Source organism: Bifidobacterium lemurum (genome assembly GCF_014898175.1).
Lineage (GTDB): Bacteria > Actinomycetota > Actinomycetes > Actinomycetales > Bifidobacteriaceae > Bifidobacterium > Bifidobacterium lemurum.
In genome coordinates, this window is sequence record NZ_CP062948.1 from 2,203,173 (window position 1) to 2,221,452 (window position 18,280).

Consider the following 18,280-nt stretch of genomic DNA (forward strand, 5'->3'; position numbering starts at 1 on the left):
GGAAAAGAAAAACGTCGTGGATTTCGCACATGGTTCGTTGAACTGCGAAATCGACGACGTTCAAGTGGTGCCCCCGGTGGGGAATAGCCAAAGCATGGAAAAAGAAGAGGTGTTGGTACCTCTTCCCGGTATTACGCCCGTTATGGTCGCTGCGATTGCAGGCATTCTTTTGTGTGCCTCATCTGCAAGCGAAGATGCACAGATAAGTGCATCATTCCAAAATTAATCTGCCTTCAACGCACAACAACGTGCGTTTTACAAGGAGGCATAGCTATGGCAGCTCTCAACCAAACACAGTCGCGACGCAGCAAATTTGGCACCATCATTGCCAGATACGACAAGCAAGGCGATCTGATCGGATGGCAGGCGCGCTACACCAGTCCGATTGATAGCCGAAAAGTCCAGAGACAGTTCAAACCAGAGCTTCGCGCCGAGGCACAGCGATGGCTAGACCAGGAACACTGGTTGGTCACCATGCATCGCAAAGGCATCGAGACCTGGGTACATCCGACGGAAAGAGAACAAATAGAGAAGCGCCGACGAATCAAGTTCGGCGATTACGTTGAGATATGGTTCCAAAACTATCGCCTTTCCAATGGGCAGCCGATAGCGGGAAGCACGCGCAGAAACATCCGCGCCGACATCGGGCACTTTCTTCCAGTCTTTCAGGACAAACTGCTTAAAGACATCACGCCGGCGGATATCAAGAAATGGCTTGACTCACCGCACCCGGAGGGGCCCTGGGCATTCCACCGCTCATGCCAGAGACTGAAATCAATTTTCCGATCCGCGACGATGGAGCAGCTGGACGGGACCGCGCCCCTGAGAGAGGATAATCCCTTCATCTTTCCCGTGCCTCCTGCACCGGAATCAAGCAGAGAAGGCATCCCACCTGTCACTCCGCAGGAGTTGCAGGCGCTCTACGACGCCATGCCGGACTATACGCAGCTATCCGTGCTTCTGGCCGCTCTTGTGGGAGGCCTGCGATGGGGCGAGGTCTGCGCTTTGCGAGTCAAAGACATCGATCTCGTCAATCGCAAACTAAATGTTCGACATTCCGTTAACAGAGGGCCTGACGATCTCGGATCGATGCGGCTATCCCCGGCCAAAACAAAATCCAGCGTCAGGACAGTGCCTATCCCCGATAGCCTGGTTTGGGTCATCGAACGGCATCTAAAGACCTTTTGCAATCTCGATAATCCGGATTCCCAGGTGTTCGTGCCGAAGCGGACAAGAGTTCTCGGGCCGAACACTCTACGGAAGCAATTCGATAAAGCGAAAGAGGTTGCCGGCAGGCCGGACATCACTCCGCATACGCTTCGCGCCTCGCATGCCACGATGCTGATGCTCAAAGGGGCGACCTTGCGGGAGGTGATGGAGCAGCTGGGGCATACCAGCGAAAGAGTCGCGATTAAGCATTATCAGCGCCTGGTGGCCGAGCATCGTGATGAGATGGTTAATCTGCTCGCGGCCGATTATATGCGGCCCGCGCAGAATGCCGAGGGCAATCCCTATGAGGATCTGATAAAGAGCACCGAAATCGAAATGCGGAGGCTCCAGACGTTCCTGGTCAAGGTGCGCCATGAAATGAGCATCAGCGCCTGATTTCATAATGCATGATTTCACGCATTATGGATTGCATGAAAGATACGAACAGATTGAAAAATGTACCAAAACGTGACAAAATAGAGGTATGAAGATGGAAAATGCTGTATTAGATGTCGCTAAGAAAAATAACGGTATCGTGACAGTAAAAGATATTAAGGCTTTAGGCTATTCCGAATCGGCCTTACGGCAGTTCGCGCGTCGCAATGATGACATCATTGGCAAACAGGGCGGCGGCGTATACATGGTTTATGATGCCGACGGCGTCGATCCTCGGGATGCGTCGTATGCAGCCGCGCTGGCGATGACGGGAGACGAGTCATATTTGTCCGGATCATCGGTACTTGATTTCTATAATCTTGCGAATGCCAATCCGCGATGGACGACAGTGCGCACGCCGCACCATATATCGCGCAAATTACCGGGATGGCTACGCGTCATCCATGATCGTAGACAGTCGAGGAATGTGGATGTCATTCGAGGAATCAGATTGCAGAACCTTTCTGATGCGTTTTTGGAAGCAAAAGACACGCGTCTGGATTACCGTTTAGAGGCCGTCGATGAAGCGGAACAGCGTAATCTGCTGTCACCGATACAGGCAGACATGTTACGAGACGTGCTTAAGAAAGGTGTGATCGTATGAACCAGGAAAAGAAACTGCCAAGTTCCGGAGGCATCACGGCCAAACTCAACCATCATGCGAATAAGACGGGGATTCCTTTTGCACGACTTCAAAAGATGATCGCCGTCATTATCGTCTCGCAGCTCGTGCCCGAAGGAACCGTCATCAAGGGAGGCAATGCGTTAGGCCTGCGTTTCCCCCTGGAGGATTCTCGAATGTCGAAGGATCTCGATCTGGTCTTCGGTGACAGCTACTTGGAATGGGAGACCGAATTTCGTGCTCGATTGGCAAAAGGAACCAATGGCTTTGACGGTTCCCTGGAAGACCGGGGCAAAGGAGAAACGCAAAAAAACGAGCGTGATCCAGGTCGTCCCAACGTGATCTATAAGAACATCAAACTTCGTTATCTAGGGAAGTCGTTCTCTACTCTTCCGTTGGACATCACCCCTGCTCAAGGCTACGAACGGTCATCATCGTCCTACCGTATCTCCGACGACTCCGTAGCTTTGATGAAGTACCTGGGATTCGAAGAACCGGCAGGAGCCAGGCTATTGGATGTTGAAGCACAATTGGCACAGAAGACCGCAGCGTTGTACTCATCCAAAGATCCTCGGCCGAGCGATCTTACCGACATGGTTCGCTTATTCCCCGTCCTAGACGGCGAGGGAAATCTTGAACTATACCGATCCCTGCTGGCGTTCGAAATGGAAATACGCGAAATCAAACAACCGTATGACATCCCCAATAAGTCCACGCTACAGCAGCTCTTCCGCAATCAGGAAGGGGGCGATGACGAAACCTTCACTCATATCACGGAACGAGCGGAAAAAGAGATATGCGAGGCAAGTCGGAGGACTCCATGGAAACCAGAAGTCAGTCAGAAGAAAACCATACTGGCACAGATAAAATCTCGTGCTCAAAACAGAATCGATGAGCAATCACACACGTCAGACCAAGTACGGAAGAACCGTAACCGAGGAATCTGATTGACATTTCCGCCGGCCCTCAGGTCATGCGCTTCGCGCATGGCCTCTTCTTTTGCCGCTCGCAAGCTCGCGCGGGACGGGCCGAAGCACAAGGGCACTGTCTCGGGCACCACCAGCATGCCACGTCTCCGCTACGGTTCCTCGCCGTGTCTCACGCCGCTCCCGCTCTCCATTCCGATGGCATGAATGATGCCATCTCCATTCCGATCGCAGCGTCGCGATCCACGCCTTCGTCGCCTTCGCTACGACATGGCAGGCGGGTGGTGTCCGAAAAACCGAGACAAGAAAGGAAATCTCATGGACACCAGAAGAACCAGCCCCGATATCGACACCCTCACCATCGAATACCGCAGAGAATGCCGTGAAAACGGCATCAGGAAAACCGACCGCGAATGGATGCACCCAGTCCTCACGCAATGGGCGAGAACACTGGAAACCGGCCATCCGCTCGATGACCACACATCGACCCTGACCGTCATGCTCATGGCCCATTCCCTCCCATTCCGGGACGCGATAATCCTCTCATCCCTCAAACGATTCACCCCGACGCAACTGCTCGACATCGCCACCCGCCAACACAGAAAACAAACGGTGGCGCTCATCACCAAAACACTCGAAGAGGCTTTCGAATCCGCGGACTACCGACTGGACACACCCCGTGTGGAACGAGCAAGCTCCCAACTCTCACGCTTCGCCGCCGACTACGCCGGAGAACAATGGTCCGCGCAACCGATAGCCTCACGAGCCTACCTGTCATGGATACAAGGACACACGCAAGCGGCCTCGGCTGGAGCCTTGGCCGCCCTCAGCGTAGACCCCGAATGCGCCCTAGCGAGCATCGTGTTCTTCGCCGTCGAAGGCAACATCCGACCGATGTACCTCTAACCACCAACCGCCGGCCCTCCCACGGAGGGCCGGCCCCACAACCATCAAGGAGCAACAATGAGCAAGCACTATTTCGATGACTTCCGCACGCAGACCATCGAGAAGATGGCCGGAGCGATGGAGGATATGACCTACGCCTACCAGCAAACCAGAGTGCCGAAAAAACACTACAAAGACTGTCTGAGCAAACCAATCGAAGAAATGATGGAAGCCAGCGTGGAAGTCAATCTAATACAGCCATACATCAACATGATTAAAACGATGCTCGACGAAAACCCGAAGAGCTTCTACAAAGCTCTGCTATGCGTGGACGCGAAAATCAGCATGAGTTCCGTGCGCACAAGCGAGTGGGAGGCCTTGGAAATCATGTGGCATGAAAAACAAAACGATTCGACAAGGAAAACCATCCTACCGAAAACCGAACTCGACCGCTTTCATGACCTCGTGGAACACAGCTACGACGAACTGCCGCCGCTGTGACGACCACCTTCCGTCACCGTCGCGCCCATAGGGCGCGGCGGACGAAACCACCACACGGACCGTGTCCGGCGCGGCGACGGAGGCCGCGCCGAACACGGAGCAAAGCACTTTTGCAAACGGTGCCGGGTATGGCGAATCCGCCGCGCGCGAACAAGTTCGGCGCGTCGGATCTGCGTCGTCGGGGCAGAAAATTATGCCCCTCCTCCTGGCATGCGCAAGCTGAAAACACTTGCGCATGTCGCCATACCCGGCACCGACGGAAACCACACCACGACCGTTAATCGGCATCGGAATAATTCAGCCGCCGCATCTGACGCTCATACGCGCGCCGCTCCAACACGAGATCCAGTTCCATCAAGCCACGATTGGCGAGACCACCGACGAACAAAGCGGCGACGGCCACCCAAAACGTCTCATCGAGCCGCCAGTCAGGCGTCGAGGCGAACCAGACATTGTACGCGTAGACCGCCACGACGATGAGCGCGATCGTCGCGATGACGATGCACAAAGTCGCGACCAATCGGACCACGGCGCGAATCGGATGGGTCACCGCGAACACAAGCGCGTTGACACCGGACACGGCCAAACCGATCAGCCAAAACACCAGGCTTATGCCAAGCAGCATCAATCCAATAATAGGCATCGCTATCACGCCTCCAATCGGAATCCGTCACACCATCACACGGTGATTATCCCGCATAGCCAGGAACAAAACCAGACTCTCCAGACACGGAATAATCAGACTGGCCGTGATCCTGACTCTCCACCTGGTCCGCCGGCGGCTGAGGCTCATCGGAGGCTTCATTCTTCCGTTTTCCCGTCGGAGGCCACACGATATTCATCTCACGTTTATCGATCTTCAACGTGTCCTGCAAATACCTCCGCGTCGAACCGCTCGTTGCGATGAAGTCATCAGCGGCGACACGAAACTGCTCGATCGCCCAACGCAGATCATCCAGCTTCACACCGACCGCGCGCAACGAATCACGCTTGGCGCGCAACGCCTCAATCTCGGCATCCACAGACTCATCGGCAAGCTCACGCATCGCCCTGTTACGTTCACTCGGCTTCGCCATTTTCCAATCCTTTCATTCGAATATCGGTAAATCCACCATATGTCCGATGACTCTTTAGATTGGGCGGACAATGTGCGCGAATATAGAATGAACCTAGTCAACGATGATTACCACATGAGGAGATCTACGTTATGGAAAAAGAAATCGACTCCGATGCAGCGTTCTATGCAGAATTGTCCGATAACCCCGACACCTCACTGTATATCTATCGTGTGGAAGAAGTGGAGGACATTCTGCCTCAACTGGACCAAGGAGCCTTGCGGGGACTTTTGGCAGGTGGACTGTCCGTGACGCACCGAATCAATGGAGTGCGGGACATGGGCGTCACCTATGTCCCATATGTGAAGCAACCGTACGGCGGGTACTTCCGACTTAAAGAGATGGATGTTGAGTCTTTCGAGGACGGAAAGGATCTGACTGACATCAAAGCCGAAAACAGAAGTCCCGCGTTGGTTGGAATTACGGTGGACTACCTCACACGCTACATGCAAGGAACATCGAAAGAGCAAGCCTTTTCAATACCGATAATTGGTGGAGAGAAGGCAAGGAAAAGTGCTGAAAAACTGGGCCTCAAGCCGGAGACCGTCGGAGGAATAGCGGCGCGTGAATCCGAAAAAATACCCGACTATCTGGATCAAATCACGGGATTGGATGACACCTCAATAAAGGCGGCGATGAATCTGGCATCGTTCGACTGCATATACAGAAGAGGCATTGGCGCTTATTTCCCCTTGGACCATCTGCCTGAGATGGACAGTATTACAATCGGGAATATTCGAACTATGATCGAACGCAGCCAACGATTCATGAATCGATACGGGTCAGCGTTCACAGGAATGAACACATTTCACGGCGGATACACAGAAGTCATTGCCTTCGGCGACTGCGATACCGTGATGCAAAACGGCTTATGGGATTTCAAATGCAGCAAAGGGTCTCCCACGGCAAAGCATCGTTTGCAGCTGCTGATGTATTGGCAGTTGGGATTACATTCCAAACATCTCGAATACAAAAACATCGAACTATTAGGAGTGTGGAATCCACGGCTGGGCAAAGCGTGGACATATCCAATCAGCAAGCTCAAGGAGGAAGACATTCTCGATCTACAAAACAGGGTGCTTGTCTTCCAACTACCGCTAAAAACAGATAAAGATGGCAACTCCTTAAACAGGTTCGCACGTGCTCGCGTATGGCGGCATCTAATTCAGCAATGGGAAATGACACATCCGAAAACCCCGTTGTTGGACGGGCCACTGGATCCGTTTATCTTCTAAAACATTGATTCCGAGCCTTTAATTGTCCGCCCAAAAATCCGTCAGTTGGGCGTGAGGATGGATACGGAATGTACTCCATCACTGAAAGGAACGGAACCAATGAGGCTCGTCATCGCGGAGAAAAAATCAGTCGCCGTGGCAATCGCGCAGGCACTGGAAAGCAGCCCAATACCATCCGACGGATATATACAAGCCGGAGATGTCATCGTGTCATGGGCGCAGGGGCATCTCGTGGAACTCGCCACCCCTGACCAATACGACGGTATGCCGTGGGCGGCGGAACGATGGAGCATGGAACAGTTGCCCATCGACCCGCAGCAATGGCTTTGGCAGGTCAGCACCGACAAAGGCGCAAGCCGCAGATACCGAGACCTGGCCGACCTCATCCGACGCCCTGACATCACCGAAATCGTCAACGCCTGCGATCCCGACCGCGAAGGCGAAGCGATATTCCGACGCATCATCGACCGCGCGCAGACCGCCAAACCATCATCAAGGCTATGGGTCGCGAGCCTGGAAGAACAAGCCATCCGCGACGCATGGAACAACATGCTCCCCAGCAGCCAATACAACGGTCTGGCGGCAGCAGCCGATGCCAGGGCGAAGGCCGACTGGCTTGTGGGCATGAACGCCACACGCGCCAACACCATCGCCTACCACCGGCGTCTATCGGTGGGCCGCGTGCAGACGCCGACACTGGCGATGGTGGTGGAACGGGACCGCGCCATCGCCGAGCACAAGCCGACCCCGTTCTGGCGAATCGCCATCGACATGGGCGGATGGAAGCTGCGAAGCAAAGACAAAATCAACATCCGCAGCGAGGCCGAAAGCCTGCTCGCGGAAGCGCAAGGGCGATCGGTCAACATGCTGTCAGTGGAACGCAAACGAGTGAAGACCCACGCACCCACCCTCTATGATCTGACCGGCCTGCAAAAGGATATGTCGCGCTTGCACGGGCTGACGGCGGCGCAGACGCTGGAGGCGTTGGAACGTCTGTATCTCGCCAAGCTGACCACCTATCCACGCACCGACTCATGCCACATCACGCACGACGACCTCGCCGAACTGGAGGCCCTGACGCGCTCTGAATCGTTGGATGAACTGATGCCGGTGACGGTCGCCGAAGCCGTCCGGGAATACCGGAACACAGACAGGCTCAATCCCTCGGCATGCGTCGCGGACGACAAGGTCTCGGGCCACACCGCGATCCTACCGACCAAGCGTCTCACACAGGCAAGCCTGGCATCGATGGGCGAGCATGAACGACTGGTTGCATGCCGTATCGTGCAACGCATGTGGGCGGCCTGCTCGCCGGAATACACACACGACACCACCAGCGTCACGGCATGCTTCGACCACATCACCGAGCACCTGCTGACCGCATCGAGCGATATGCCGGTGGATCCGGGATGGCGTCTCATCGACGGACCGCAAACCGACGAACAAGCCGCCCCCTCCATCCCATCATCCCTGATGGAAGGGCAGAGCATACCGGTGGGCGCGCACGCGATCTCATTGGAGGAAGGCGTCAGCGCGCCGCCGAAACCCTACACCGAAGCTACGTTGCTGGCGGCGATGGAGCACGCCAGCCGCTTCGTCGCAGATAAGGACATGAAGGCCGCGCTCGATGATGACGCATCGCATTCCGGCGGCATCGGCACGCCTGCGACAAGGGCTGAAATCATCGAAAAACTCGTGCGAAACCAGTACCTCCAGCGCAAAGGCAAGCAGCTTGTATCGACGGATGAGGGACGCCTGCTCATCGATGTGGTTTCGCCGGAACTCAAAAGCGTCGAACTCACCGCCAGCATGGAAGCGCAGCTCTCCGACATCGAGCACGGCCGCATACAATCAGCGGTTTTCCTTGATGGAATTCGCGCCATGTGCGCGAGGATACCGCACGACGTGCAAGCCTCGATGCGCACCGAATCCATCAGCACGGGACCACGCCGCGCGAGCCTCGGCGCATGCCCTCGATGCGGAGAAGACGTGATTAAAACCGGCAGTGTCTGGCAATGCTCCAGCAACAAAAGCGAGAAGACCGAAAGCGGACAATGGCAGCAGACCGGCGGATGCGGATTCAAAATCTACTCCACACTCAGCGGCAAGAAACTTACCGATTCCGTCATCGGCAAACTCCTCGCGGGAAAAGCGGTGAAGCTGTCAGGATTCGTCAGCAAACGAACCGGCAAAGCCTTCGCCGCGACGCTCGTCATCGATGAGGAACGCGGCGTACGCATGCAGTTCGACTGATCTCCGCGACGCGTGGAACAACATTTCGGCCGGCCTTCGCCGGCCTTTCTCATATCCAAAACCGTGAAAATGTCCGCCCAAAAACAGCATTGCACGCACGCAAAATCATAACGGGCCATCACACGGACATGCAGGAGGGTCATGACGAAAACCACACCGAACCCATACCCTAATCGCTGCTCGAATCAACGAAAAAACCGTGGATTTCAAACCCCTCCCAGAGGGGAGGTTTTGTCGTAGCGAGCATAGCAGGTGTACGTACACCTGCGCGACCTGACGGACCTGACGGGTCGCCCGGCACGGCCTCGCGGCCATGAGCGGGACACCCGCACCCGATACAAACGAAAGGACATACAGATGGCATCTTGGAAAGGAAACAGAAGCCGTCCTCATCGCAGGTCGGTGACATTCACCGACGAAGAGCTTCGCTGGCTTGAGGACTCACGAAAAATCGAGAACCAACAACGTGCGGCGACGGGACTGCCGACGGTCGGCTGGATGCAGTTCGCCCGACAAAGACTCATAACATCGCGACGCCTATGGATCGCAGCACCACCCGGTGCCAAGGATTTATCCAGCCAGATCTCACGCATCGGCAACAACATCAATCAGATAGCACACAAGGTCAACCTCAAGAACCAAGCGGACAGCGCAGACCTACGCGAATTGCAGGCGGAGCTTGAGGAAATCAAGGGATGCCTCAAGCGTATGGAACGCGACATGCGTATCGGGAATGAGGAGTTGTCGTGGCGTACGTAAAAGTCAAACAAATCAAAACCACGCTGCAAAAAACGATGGCATACATCACCAATCCCGCCAAGACGGAAAACTACCGCCTAGTGAGCACGACGACAGGGGAGCGCGTAAAAAATCCCGACGCGATGGCGCAAGCGTTTCTGATGGCGCTTGACCGTGCCAAAGGCGGAGCCAAAAGGGAGAACGCGGTGTTGGCACATCACATCATCCAAAGTTTTGATCCAAACGATCCCATCACCGCCGACGAAGCGCACAGCCTCGGCGTCCGATTCATCGAGGAGCTGAGCGGCGGCGCGCACGACTACGTGATCGCGACGCATGTGGACAAAGACCACTTGCACAACCACATCCTGCTATGTCCGAACAACAACATCACGCACAAAAACATCAGAGTCCAAAAAGGCTCCCTCAAGCAATGGCGGGAAATCAGCGACAAGCTATGCGCGGAAATCGGGTTGAACGTCATTCCCGCGACCACAAAGGAACGCGCCGAGCCAAGCATGGAGGAAGTGCAGCTAACCGCCAGAGGCGAAAGCTTTAAAGACGCATTGTGCGTGATGATCGACCGTGCATGCGCAACAGCTGGAACGTTCGATGAATTCAAACGAGAACTCGCCGTGAAAGGCATCGAGGTGAACGTTCGCGGCAGCCACCTCACTTACATACTCGCGGACTCGAACCGTCGCATCCGAGACATCCGGTTAGGCATCGGATACAACGAGCTGGGCGTTATGGGCAAAATCGGCAGGGACACATTCAACGTGATTGGCTTCGACCAAAGCATGATCGCCAAACGCGGTGACGGCAAAGTGCGGGTCTGGTTGCCGGGATCGCACCGCAAACTGCTGCTGACCATCCCCATCGACCGCATCGTGCGAGACGGACGCACCTGGCGCGCGTATCTCCCCGAAGACACACGCCAAGTGATTACCGACCCCGAAGGCGGATACAAGCGGACGGTGGAATGCGACGACCTCTACAAGTGGTTCGCGCGCCCCAGTTTCCGCATCGAGGACTACGCGCGGCGGCGTCTCGACCCGTCCGACCTCAGAGGCTTGGGAAGACGCGCCATCGCCCAAGCCATCGCATGCGACCAAATCGAATCCAGCCTGGACGAACTGCGTGCGATCAGCCGCACCTTGCGTGCCGGAGACACACGACAGCAGGCATATGACAAACTCTCCGCGCAAGTCGAATCAGACGGCATCCAGATGCGCGCGCTGATCGCCGCGATCGCGGAAGCGCGGGACCACGGCGACGACACGACACAGCTCGAACTCCAGCTCGTGCAGATCGAGACCCATAGCGCCGAAACCGCGCGCAACGCGATCGCGCTGCGACGCCTCATGCGACGCAGCGACAACGAGCAGCAGCGGAAACAACAGGAAATGTCCGCCCAAAAACACCGGCATCGAGGACGAAGCTAAAAGTAGCGGACAAAAGTCCGCCGAACCGACAGAAAGGAGCATACATGCCGGTGGAAGACCAAGCACAGGAATACGTCATCCGCATCGCGGAAAACGGCACAAAAGCCGTCATGGAACTCGGCAAATGGGGCACGTCAACGCTGTTCCGTTCGCTGGGCCTTTGCGCGAAGACCGCCAAAGACAAAATCGAGGAGCTACGCCGCAGCGGAGGCTTCGCCTTCCTCCGTGACCTGCAACGCGACAGCGGCACACTCAAGGTCGTGGAGATCGAAGCGGACGAATCCCGCAACATCGTCAAGCAGCTCAAGAAAAGCGGCGTCGCGTTCCACATCGAACGCGACCGCGAGACAGGCAAGACGTATCTGCACTTCGCGGCCAAAGACGCCGACGAGGTAAAGCACGCGGTCGATAAAGTGGTCGCCCTGCTCAACCAAAACGCGGAAGAGATCGAACGGTCCACGCCCCTAGGAATTTTTGAGGACACTCCGACGGGTCCCCAGTACACCATCCCCAACGGGCAGGTGCCGTTCAATCCGGACAGTCCGGACAACGGAACGTTCGACTTCGAGACCGTGGAATGGGATCGCGACGCCACAATCGTCTCATCCAACCTCACGGAACTCGGATGCCCATTCAAACAGGAGCAGATCAGCGAAACCACCCAACGATTCACGTATCCCAGGGAATGCTCCAACGCCGTGGCGGAAATGCTCAACGACTTCAACGAATACGTGCCGGGACTTGATTGGAGCCGCATCAACATGCATCCGACGCAGGAACACGACACCGCAAGCCGTGACATGCCCGCGCCCGAACAGGCAGAGGAAAAGCCACGGCATGTGAAAACCAAATCGGAGACCATCAAGGCCATCAAACAGCGCGCGAGGGAGCGCGTCGAAGGCCAGAAGACCTCCGTGCCCAAGAAAACCCACGCCAAAACACGATAAGGAGAAACCATCATGGAACAGACACCCAACATCACGGCGGCCCAACTCTCCGAAGCCGGACTGGCCGACGTGCCCACGACGACGCTGGCCTTCGACACCGTGACGGGAGACACGGTGACCGTCATCATCGGACAAGTGCCGGGCGAGGACCGGTGGCGTCTCTACTCAAGCGTCAACGCGGGCGCGCTCGTCGCGATGGGCGCGGTCACGCCGGTCGAGAACGGCTACCACGCCAGCATCATGCGATCCAACACATTGACCGACCTCGCGACGGTGACAAGCATGAACTTCGCCGTGCAAACCATCGTCAAACAGACATGGAGCGACGCCAATTGGGACGCGCAGACGGCGGAAAAAGTCAACTCGCTCCAACTCTCCCAGGACACCTCGAAGAAACCCAAACGGGAGATCTGGCCCCGCGTCAATTTCCCCAACAGCTTCGTGCATCCGTTCACCCGCACCGCGAGGGACGGACGCGAATGGGAGATGATGCGCGTGAGCATCCCGAAGGGCACGTTCGTCAACGGCATCGACATGGGCGGATGGCAAATCGACCGTTTCATGGGCCGATCATCCAAGGAAGACAAACTCAACGGTAGGCCCGTGACCGTGAGCTTCAAGCCGGGCGAAGCCGTCACCCTATGGCGCGGCGCTGGCGAACAACGCGAGACGCTGACCATCGACGACCCCTGGACCCTATGCCGCGCCGTCAAAGCTCAGCGGGACGAATACATCGCGCACGCCAAGCAAAACAACCAGCAGAAAACGGAGCCGACACCGGAAACGACGCACGAAGCACCGCAGCAGGAGCAGCCAACATCCTCCACGCCTGAACAACAATCATCGGAGCCGGCATTGCAGGCATCTGCCACTGCCATCGATACGCAAGACGATCCCTGGAGCATTGACCCGCTGGATTGGGAATTGAATTCCGACCGAGGCGAATATAGAGGCGACGGTATTCCCAGAACATTCGGTGGGCAACCATACGATCCGCTGGACGGCTATCCCCAGCCGACGACGCAACAGCAGCAGTCGCCGGCGGAGACCGAACCGCACAAGGACAAAGCAAGCGTGCTCGACGGCATCAAGCAACGCGCGGACGCGCGGGTCGAAGGACAATCCGCCACACGCGACAATCCCTCGAAAACCCACACCAAAACACGATAAGGAGAAACCATCATGGAAACGCAGACAAGCCTCGCGGCCGATGAGGCACGAACGTATGCGGACAACGTGGGCGCGATGCTCGCGACGGGCATCGTGTCCGCCACGACCGCGATCAGCGCGACATACTACGCCGCCCGCACCACCGCACCAACCGAAACTGAAATCGAAGCGGCCGCGAAAATCTACGCGGAAGCGGAATACGGCTCTGACCTGGACGACCTACCGGTCGGAAGCAGAAAAACCTGTCTCACAACGGCCAAGAGGATGCTCGAAGCGGCGAACAAGGCGGTGAAGTGACATGGGTGGAAAACACTCGCTGACCGACCTGAAGCGTCGGGCCGCGCGCGTGTCCAAGCATATAGGCGGCGAACTGCTCGTATCCAGAATCGAGACCGGTGAATACCAGATTGCGCTCTCTCCCAAAAACACCTCATCGACGCTCATATGCACGACAAACCGCGACCAAGAGGACATCTGGAAATTTCTAGGGGCTTTCGAGCTGGGCGCGGTTTTCGGCGCTGCACACAGTCCAAACGCCATCGATGAAAGGAAGGAGGTGCCGGCGTGACAGCAAGTCCGATCGAGACCGGTGTGTGGGTCAAGGGCACTCTCAGCAGGGACATCAGAACCGTGACCTACGAGGACGGCAACGAAGTCGCCTACATGTCACTGATCGTCGCGCAGCAGGCCGAAGGCAGCCTCGCCGTCAAAGCCGAAGCGCGCGGCATGGTCAAGGGCTACCTCATGGCGGCGCAAGTGCGTCAAGGCGACAAGCTCGTGCTGTTCGGAGTGCTGCGCAGCAACAAGCACGGCGACTACGTGGCCGTGCGCATCGCCTGCGCCCACACATCCCTCGACGGAGCCGCCTGATGATCCGACTCACCGATCTGCAAGGCATGACGATTCTGGCCGCAGCCGACGGACGCCAGGCGCAGCTGGTCCGCGCAGCCGACTGCCTCGACTCCACAGTGGTGGATCCGGCGACGCCGGCCGGCCGAATCATCTCAGCGATGTGCGGAGGCACGGGCATGATGGCGGCCACGCAAGGAGACCTCACCTGGCTGCTGCCAATCCGCATGCTCGACACCACACGCGACCCGATCCGCGTGATCGGAGAGGACCGGCTGCTGCCGGACAAGGCGGAAGCCATGCCAATCGAACCACCGGCACCCCAATATCCTCCTCAAGCGGAAGAGGAGGAACGGACAGCGGCGGCAACGCAGGCGGCTGAAACCGGCAGACGAATGGCATCGAAACGCCAGGTGCTCGAACTCATCCGCCAGCGCGCGGAAAACCGTGTGGCACGACAGGAAGACGCCCAGCAATCCGGCGAGGAGACCGCACGCGCGGCGGTGCGGGACCGCCGGACAAGGGACGCCATGATGATGGAAAGGAACCACTGATGACCAGGGAACGAATACGGGCCGCATTATGCGCGATCGTCGCGGCGATGCTGCTCTTCTGGCTGGGAGACAAGATCTCCTGGCAGATCCGCACCGACCTCACCGCAGGCATGCAATGGGGAGACCTCGCTGACCGATTCTGGCTCGACCTCATGAATCCCCTGCATCTCAGTCTCGACCGCACCGACATGCTATGGGGGCTAGGCATGGTGGGCGTCGGCTGCTTCGCCTGGATGTACCACATCACCTCGAAGCTCAACACGCGCGCCGGCGAGGAACACGGATCGGCCCGTTGGGGCAACAGAGCCGACATCATGCCGTTCGAGGCAGAGATGGCCGACGCCAACCTGCACTTCACCCAAACCGAGAGGATCGCGCTCGACACGCGCAAAACAATGCGCAACCTCAACGTGCTGCTGCTCGGATCATCCGGATCCGGCAAAACCCGCTACTACGTCAAGCCGAACATCCTATGCGCCGACATGAACTTCTCATGCACGGACCCCAAAGGCGAACTCAAACGCGACACCGAGGAAGGGATGCGCGCGCGTGGATACGAGGTCAGCACGCTCGATCTGATCCATTTGGACCAGTCCGACGGCTTCAATCCGATGCGCTACCTCGATCCGGGTGAACCGGAACCGGCGATACTCCGCCTGGTTGACAACATCGTCACGAACACCACCGGAAATCAGAAAAACTCCGACGACTTTTGGGAAAAAGCCGAAAAAGCCCTGCTCACCGCGCTCATCGATTGGGTCTACTGGACCGAAGAAGGCGAAAGCGACGGGCCTAACGGGCGCAGGATCGACAACCGCAGCCTGAACAAAGTCACCGATATGGTCAGCCTCATGAACGCCAGCGAACAGGACGAGGATAAGGAATTCATCGTTGACGCCTACTTCGCCGAAGCCGCCATCGAGGTCGAAAACGCCGCGCTGAACCCCGACGACTACGACGCCGAAACGAGGCGCATGCTTGACGGACTCCGCTTCGCATGCACCCAGTACAGGACCTTTCTGCAGGGCGCGGGGGAGACCAAGAAAAGCATCATCATCTCGCTCGGCGTGCGCCTGGCACCCATGCAGGTCAGCAACGTGCGCCGCATCCTGGAAACGGACGGCTTCGACCTTGACCGGCTCGATGAAGGCAAGCGCATCATCTATCTGGAACTGTCCGACACGGATTCCACGTTCAGCTTCCTCGCCGCCATGTTCTACCAATCGCTCTTCGAGACGCTGGTGCGCAAAGCGGACATCAACGGGGGAGTGCTGAAACGCGAGGTCCATCTTATGCTGGACGAGTTCGCCAACATCGGCAAAATCCCCAACTTCGTCCGGCTCATCGCCACCATCCGATCCAGACGCATCAGCACGAGCATCATCCTGCAGAACGACAGCCAAGGCAAAGCCCTGTACAAAGACGACTGGGAGACCATCAAGGGAAACTGCGACTCGCAGCTCTTCCTCGGAGGCAACGAACAATCCACCACAGAATACATTTCGAAACGTCTCGGCAACGAGACGATCGACGTGATCGAGACCAGCGAAAGCCGTGGCAGCTCGGGCAGCTGGACCAAAAGCGTCAGAAAAAACGAACGCGCGCTGCTCAACCCCGACGAACTCGGCCGAATCCCCACCGACATGTGCGTGTACATGCTGCGAGGAGTCCCGCCGTTCTACTCGCGCAAACTCCATCCGGATCCAAACCGTCTCGCAGGAAAACACTGAGCTAAGGCCCGCTCATGGCGGGCCTTACTCATAGGTGGTCGGGGAACAGTTCTGGATCCGAAGGCGCGGGCACCTCCCATCCGCTGCTACCACCACCGCTGCTACCACCGCTGTTGGAGCCGCCTGTGGACGCTCCACTGCCGCTGCCACCACCACTATTTCCGCCGCCTGTATAGGCGGGTGTGTAGCTGGGAGTGTAGGACTGTTGCGCTTGCGCGGCGTCCGCCGCTTCGGCGGCCTCTTCCTCGGCTTTTCGCCGGTCCTCCTCGCTCTTCTTGGCGATGGAGGCGTTCACCGCCTCCACGGCCTTTCCCAAGCTGTCCTCGGCGTCCTTGAGGTCCGTTGCATCGCTTGCATCGGCAAGCGTGGCGTCAGCGGCGTCGATCGCGTCCGACAGATCGTCTCTGACCGACCCATCGGCCACTTTACCGTCGCTATCGGCAAGCAATTGGCGTGCGGACGCCAACGCGGCGGACAAAGCGGATTCGGCCGACTCCAGTTCCTTCGCCTGCTGTGAGGCGAGCACAGAGTCGGCGGCCTTACGGATCCGCTTCGCCGCCGTCTCGGTCGATTTGGTGGCGGACGCCGCGCGACTGGCCGTATCGGTCAGGTCTGACACGGTATCGGCGTCGCACTGCCACACCGTCTTTTCCGGTTGGGTGTCCATCGCCTCGGCCAAAGCGTCCACCGTATCCGGGTCGGCCACCATGTCGGCGGTAATCGCGGCCGCGTCCTTCGCGTCGGAAACCGCCTGCTCCCAATCCTCACGAGCGGTTTCGGCATCCGCGACAGCAGAAGCGCAATCCTCGACGGCGACGCCGATCGCGTGGCGACGATACAGCGCCGCTCCTCCCACGGCCATCGACGCGACGGCGATGAGGCAAACCAGGACAATCGCCATAAGACGAACCGGCATCCTATGCGCAGCGGTGGAAACGGCTATGTCGGGAACTTCGGAGACGTTCTGCAGCTCTTCGATCGGATCCGTCGGCAGTCCATCAGAAATCGAATCTTCGGACGGTTCGATGGGCTGATCTCCGTCATCGGCGATCAACGGTTCGTGCCGGCGTCGCGGCAGCAGCCGCCGCTGCTGCTGTTCGGGAGGTTCGGGCGGAGGTCCGGCGGCGAACGGATCCTCCTGGGCCTTCAACGCCCATGCCGTCAGTTCGGGCCATGCCGACGGGTGGTCGGCGATCTGGCCCAGATATTCCCAATTGTCGGATTCGGCCGAGAACGCGGCCAGTTCGGTCGAATCGAGTTTCGGATTCAACCTCACTGCTCCGCCTCCGCACCGGACGGAGACGACACGGCACCATCCAATTCAACGACGCCCTTCGAACGCCATTCGCCATCCTCGCACACGAACGACACAGACCATGCCTCGGAACCATTCTTGACCACACACGTCGCATCCAGGCCGTCATGGCCGGAAGCGAGATAGCCTTGCGCGTCGGCCGACGCCGATCCCACCGCATCGACGGCCAAGATCGAGCACACTTCATCCAACGGCATCACCGACAACGACTCACCCGCACTTGCGGCGCTCCCATCAGATTGCCATGTGCGGGTTTCCGACAGCCAGGCGGACACGACCAACACCGCAGCCACGAACACGATCGCGAACGCCAGAATGACGCGATCTCGCAAACCCAGACTCCTCATATCC

Annotated in this window: 21 protein-coding genes; 17 read left to right on the forward strand and 4 right to left on the reverse strand. The window is 57.7% G+C overall.

Features of this window, described 5'->3' with window-relative positions; all coding sequences use genetic code 11:
* The first annotated feature begins 16 nt into the window (after positions 1-16).
* From BL8807_RS08480 to BL8807_RS08505, 6 genes are all read left to right on the forward strand, one after another.
* On the forward strand, positions 17-226 hold the full coding sequence (locus BL8807_RS08480) for a hypothetical protein (RefSeq protein ID WP_143249040.1): 210 nt from the start codon (positions 17-19) through the stop codon (positions 224-226).
* 47 nt (positions 227-273) lie between these two features.
* Positions 274-1,605 (forward strand): tyrosine-type recombinase/integrase, encoded by a 1,332-nt coding sequence (locus BL8807_RS08485; protein WP_072724049.1) that lies wholly within the window; start codon positions 274-276, stop codon positions 1,603-1,605.
* An 88-nt stretch (positions 1,606-1,693) separates the two neighbouring features.
* On the forward strand, positions 1,694-2,248 hold the full coding sequence (locus BL8807_RS08490) for a type IV toxin-antitoxin system AbiEi family antitoxin domain-containing protein (RefSeq protein WP_072724051.1): 555 nt from the start codon (positions 1,694-1,696) through the stop codon (positions 2,246-2,248).
* Positions 2,245-3,213 carry a nucleotidyl transferase AbiEii/AbiGii toxin family protein gene (locus BL8807_RS08495; protein WP_072724053.1) on the forward strand — a complete coding sequence of 323 codons (969 nt, stop codon included), beginning with the start codon at positions 2,245-2,247 and terminating at the stop codon, positions 3,211-3,213. Before BL8807_RS08490 ends, BL8807_RS08495 begins: the two co-directional genes overlap by 4 nt.
* 297 nt (positions 3,214-3,510) lie before the next feature.
* Positions 3,511-4,098, forward strand: coding sequence for a DUF4192 family protein (locus BL8807_RS08500; RefSeq protein ID WP_072724055.1), 588 nt, complete (start codon positions 3,511-3,513; stop codon positions 4,096-4,098).
* 57 nt (positions 4,099-4,155) lie between these two features.
* Complete coding sequence (locus BL8807_RS08505; protein ID WP_072724057.1) at positions 4,156-4,578, forward strand: hypothetical protein; 423 nt, start codon at positions 4,156-4,158, stop codon at positions 4,576-4,578.
* Between the two features lie 277 nt (positions 4,579-4,855).
* Here BL8807_RS08505 and BL8807_RS08510 read toward each other — a convergent pair whose 3' ends face one another.
* Both BL8807_RS08510 and BL8807_RS08515 read right to left on the reverse strand, forming a co-directional pair.
* A complete protein-coding gene (locus BL8807_RS08510; RefSeq protein WP_143147945.1) occupies positions 4,856-5,206 on the reverse strand; it encodes a hypothetical protein in 351 nt (116 codons plus the stop codon).
* A 61-nt stretch (positions 5,207-5,267) separates the two neighbouring features.
* A complete protein-coding gene (locus BL8807_RS08515; protein ID WP_072724061.1) occupies positions 5,268-5,654 on the reverse strand; it encodes a hypothetical protein in 387 nt (128 codons plus the stop codon).
* 131 nt (positions 5,655-5,785) lie between these two features.
* Here BL8807_RS08515 and BL8807_RS08520 point away from each other — a divergent pair, with 131 nt between their 5' ends.
* From BL8807_RS08520 to BL8807_RS08570, 11 genes are all read left to right on the forward strand, one after another.
* Entirely contained in the window at positions 5,786-6,928 is a 1,143-nt protein-coding gene (locus tag BL8807_RS08520; protein WP_072724063.1) for a hypothetical protein, read from the forward strand.
* Positions 6,929-7,027: 99 nt separating this feature from the next.
* Positions 7,028-9,181: a type IA DNA topoisomerase gene (locus tag BL8807_RS08525; protein ID WP_072724065.1), complete on the forward strand. Its 2,154-nt coding sequence runs from the start codon at positions 7,028-7,030 to the stop codon at positions 9,179-9,181.
* A 357-nt stretch (positions 9,182-9,538) separates the two neighbouring features.
* Entirely contained in the window at positions 9,539-9,940 is a 402-nt protein-coding gene (locus BL8807_RS08530; RefSeq protein ID WP_072724066.1) for a MobC family plasmid mobilization relaxosome protein, read from the forward strand.
* Positions 9,928-11,364, forward strand: coding sequence for a relaxase/mobilization nuclease domain-containing protein (locus tag BL8807_RS08535; RefSeq protein WP_072724068.1), 1,437 nt, complete (start codon positions 9,928-9,930; stop codon positions 11,362-11,364). The genes BL8807_RS08530 and BL8807_RS08535 overlap by 13 nt, the downstream gene beginning before the upstream one ends.
* Before the next feature lie 44 nt (positions 11,365-11,408).
* Entirely contained in the window at positions 11,409-12,311 is a 903-nt protein-coding gene (locus BL8807_RS08540) for a PcfB family protein (protein WP_072724070.1), read from the forward strand.
* Positions 12,312-12,323: 12 nt separating this feature from the next.
* Positions 12,324-13,481 carry a hypothetical protein gene (locus BL8807_RS08545; protein ID WP_072724072.1) on the forward strand — a complete coding sequence of 386 codons (1,158 nt, stop codon included), beginning with the start codon at positions 12,324-12,326 and terminating at the stop codon, positions 13,479-13,481.
* A 12-nt stretch (positions 13,482-13,493) separates the two neighbouring features.
* Positions 13,494-13,778 (forward strand): hypothetical protein, encoded by a 285-nt coding sequence (locus tag BL8807_RS08550; RefSeq protein ID WP_072724074.1) that lies wholly within the window; start codon positions 13,494-13,496, stop codon positions 13,776-13,778.
* 1 nt (position 13,779) lies between these two features.
* On the forward strand, positions 13,780-14,049 hold the full coding sequence (locus BL8807_RS08555; RefSeq protein ID WP_072724076.1) for a hypothetical protein: 270 nt from the start codon (positions 13,780-13,782) through the stop codon (positions 14,047-14,049).
* Positions 14,046-14,351, forward strand: a complete 306-nt coding sequence (locus BL8807_RS08560) for a hypothetical protein (protein ID WP_072724078.1) — start codon at positions 14,046-14,048, stop codon at positions 14,349-14,351. Before BL8807_RS08555 ends, BL8807_RS08560 begins: the two co-directional genes overlap by 4 nt.
* Positions 14,351-14,884 (forward strand): hypothetical protein, encoded by a 534-nt coding sequence (locus BL8807_RS08565; RefSeq protein ID WP_072724080.1) that lies wholly within the window; start codon positions 14,351-14,353, stop codon positions 14,882-14,884. Before BL8807_RS08560 ends, BL8807_RS08565 begins: the two co-directional genes overlap by 1 nt.
* Complete coding sequence (locus BL8807_RS08570; RefSeq protein ID WP_072724082.1) at positions 14,884-16,614, forward strand: VirD4-like conjugal transfer protein, CD1115 family; 1,731 nt, start codon at positions 14,884-14,886, stop codon at positions 16,612-16,614. The genes BL8807_RS08565 and BL8807_RS08570 overlap by 1 nt, the downstream gene beginning before the upstream one ends.
* Before the next feature lie 28 nt (positions 16,615-16,642).
* Here the strand turns inward: BL8807_RS08570 and BL8807_RS08575 are convergent, their stop codons facing one another.
* On the reverse strand, positions 16,643-17,890 hold the full coding sequence (locus tag BL8807_RS08575; protein WP_143147946.1) for a hypothetical protein: 1,248 nt from the start codon (positions 17,888-17,890) through the stop codon (positions 16,643-16,645).
* Entirely contained in the window at positions 17,887-18,276 is a 390-nt protein-coding gene (locus BL8807_RS08580; protein ID WP_072724086.1) for a hypothetical protein, read from the reverse strand. Before BL8807_RS08580 ends, BL8807_RS08575 begins: the two co-directional genes overlap by 4 nt.
* Positions 18,277-18,280: the final 4 nt, after the last annotated feature.

Coding starts and splice junctions, on each gene's coding strand:
- BL8807_RS08570 (WP_072724082.1), top strand. CDS start 14,884: ATGACCAGGGAACGAATACGGGCCGCATTATGCGCGATCGTCGCGGCG.
- BL8807_RS08580 (WP_072724086.1), bottom strand. CDS start 18,276: ATGAGGAGTCTGGGTTTGCGAGATCGCGTCATTCTGGCGTTCGCGATC.
- BL8807_RS08505 (WP_072724057.1), top strand. CDS start 4,156: ATGAGCAAGCACTATTTCGATGACTTCCGCACGCAGACCATCGAGAAG.
- BL8807_RS08550 (WP_072724074.1), top strand. CDS start 13,494: ATGGAAACGCAGACAAGCCTCGCGGCCGATGAGGCACGAACGTATGCG.
- BL8807_RS08530 (WP_072724066.1), top strand. CDS start 9,539: ATGGCATCTTGGAAAGGAAACAGAAGCCGTCCTCATCGCAGGTCGGTG.
- BL8807_RS08525 (WP_072724065.1), top strand. CDS start 7,028: ATGAGGCTCGTCATCGCGGAGAAAAAATCAGTCGCCGTGGCAATCGCG.
- BL8807_RS08485 (WP_072724049.1), top strand. CDS start 274: ATGGCAGCTCTCAACCAAACACAGTCGCGACGCAGCAAATTTGGCACC.
- BL8807_RS08495 (WP_072724053.1), top strand. CDS start 2,245: ATGAACCAGGAAAAGAAACTGCCAAGTTCCGGAGGCATCACGGCCAAA.
- BL8807_RS08540 (WP_072724070.1), top strand. CDS start 11,409: ATGCCGGTGGAAGACCAAGCACAGGAATACGTCATCCGCATCGCGGAA.
- BL8807_RS08515 (WP_072724061.1), bottom strand. CDS start 5,654: ATGGCGAAGCCGAGTGAACGTAACAGGGCGATGCGTGAGCTTGCCGAT.
- BL8807_RS08490 (WP_072724051.1), top strand. CDS start 1,694: ATGAAGATGGAAAATGCTGTATTAGATGTCGCTAAGAAAAATAACGGT.
- BL8807_RS08545 (WP_072724072.1), top strand. CDS start 12,324: ATGGAACAGACACCCAACATCACGGCGGCCCAACTCTCCGAAGCCGGA.
- BL8807_RS08520 (WP_072724063.1), top strand. CDS start 5,786: ATGGAAAAAGAAATCGACTCCGATGCAGCGTTCTATGCAGAATTGTCC.
- BL8807_RS08565 (WP_072724080.1), top strand. CDS start 14,351: ATGATCCGACTCACCGATCTGCAAGGCATGACGATTCTGGCCGCAGCC.
- BL8807_RS08555 (WP_072724076.1), top strand. CDS start 13,780: ATGGGTGGAAAACACTCGCTGACCGACCTGAAGCGTCGGGCCGCGCGC.
- BL8807_RS08500 (WP_072724055.1), top strand. CDS start 3,511: ATGGACACCAGAAGAACCAGCCCCGATATCGACACCCTCACCATCGAA.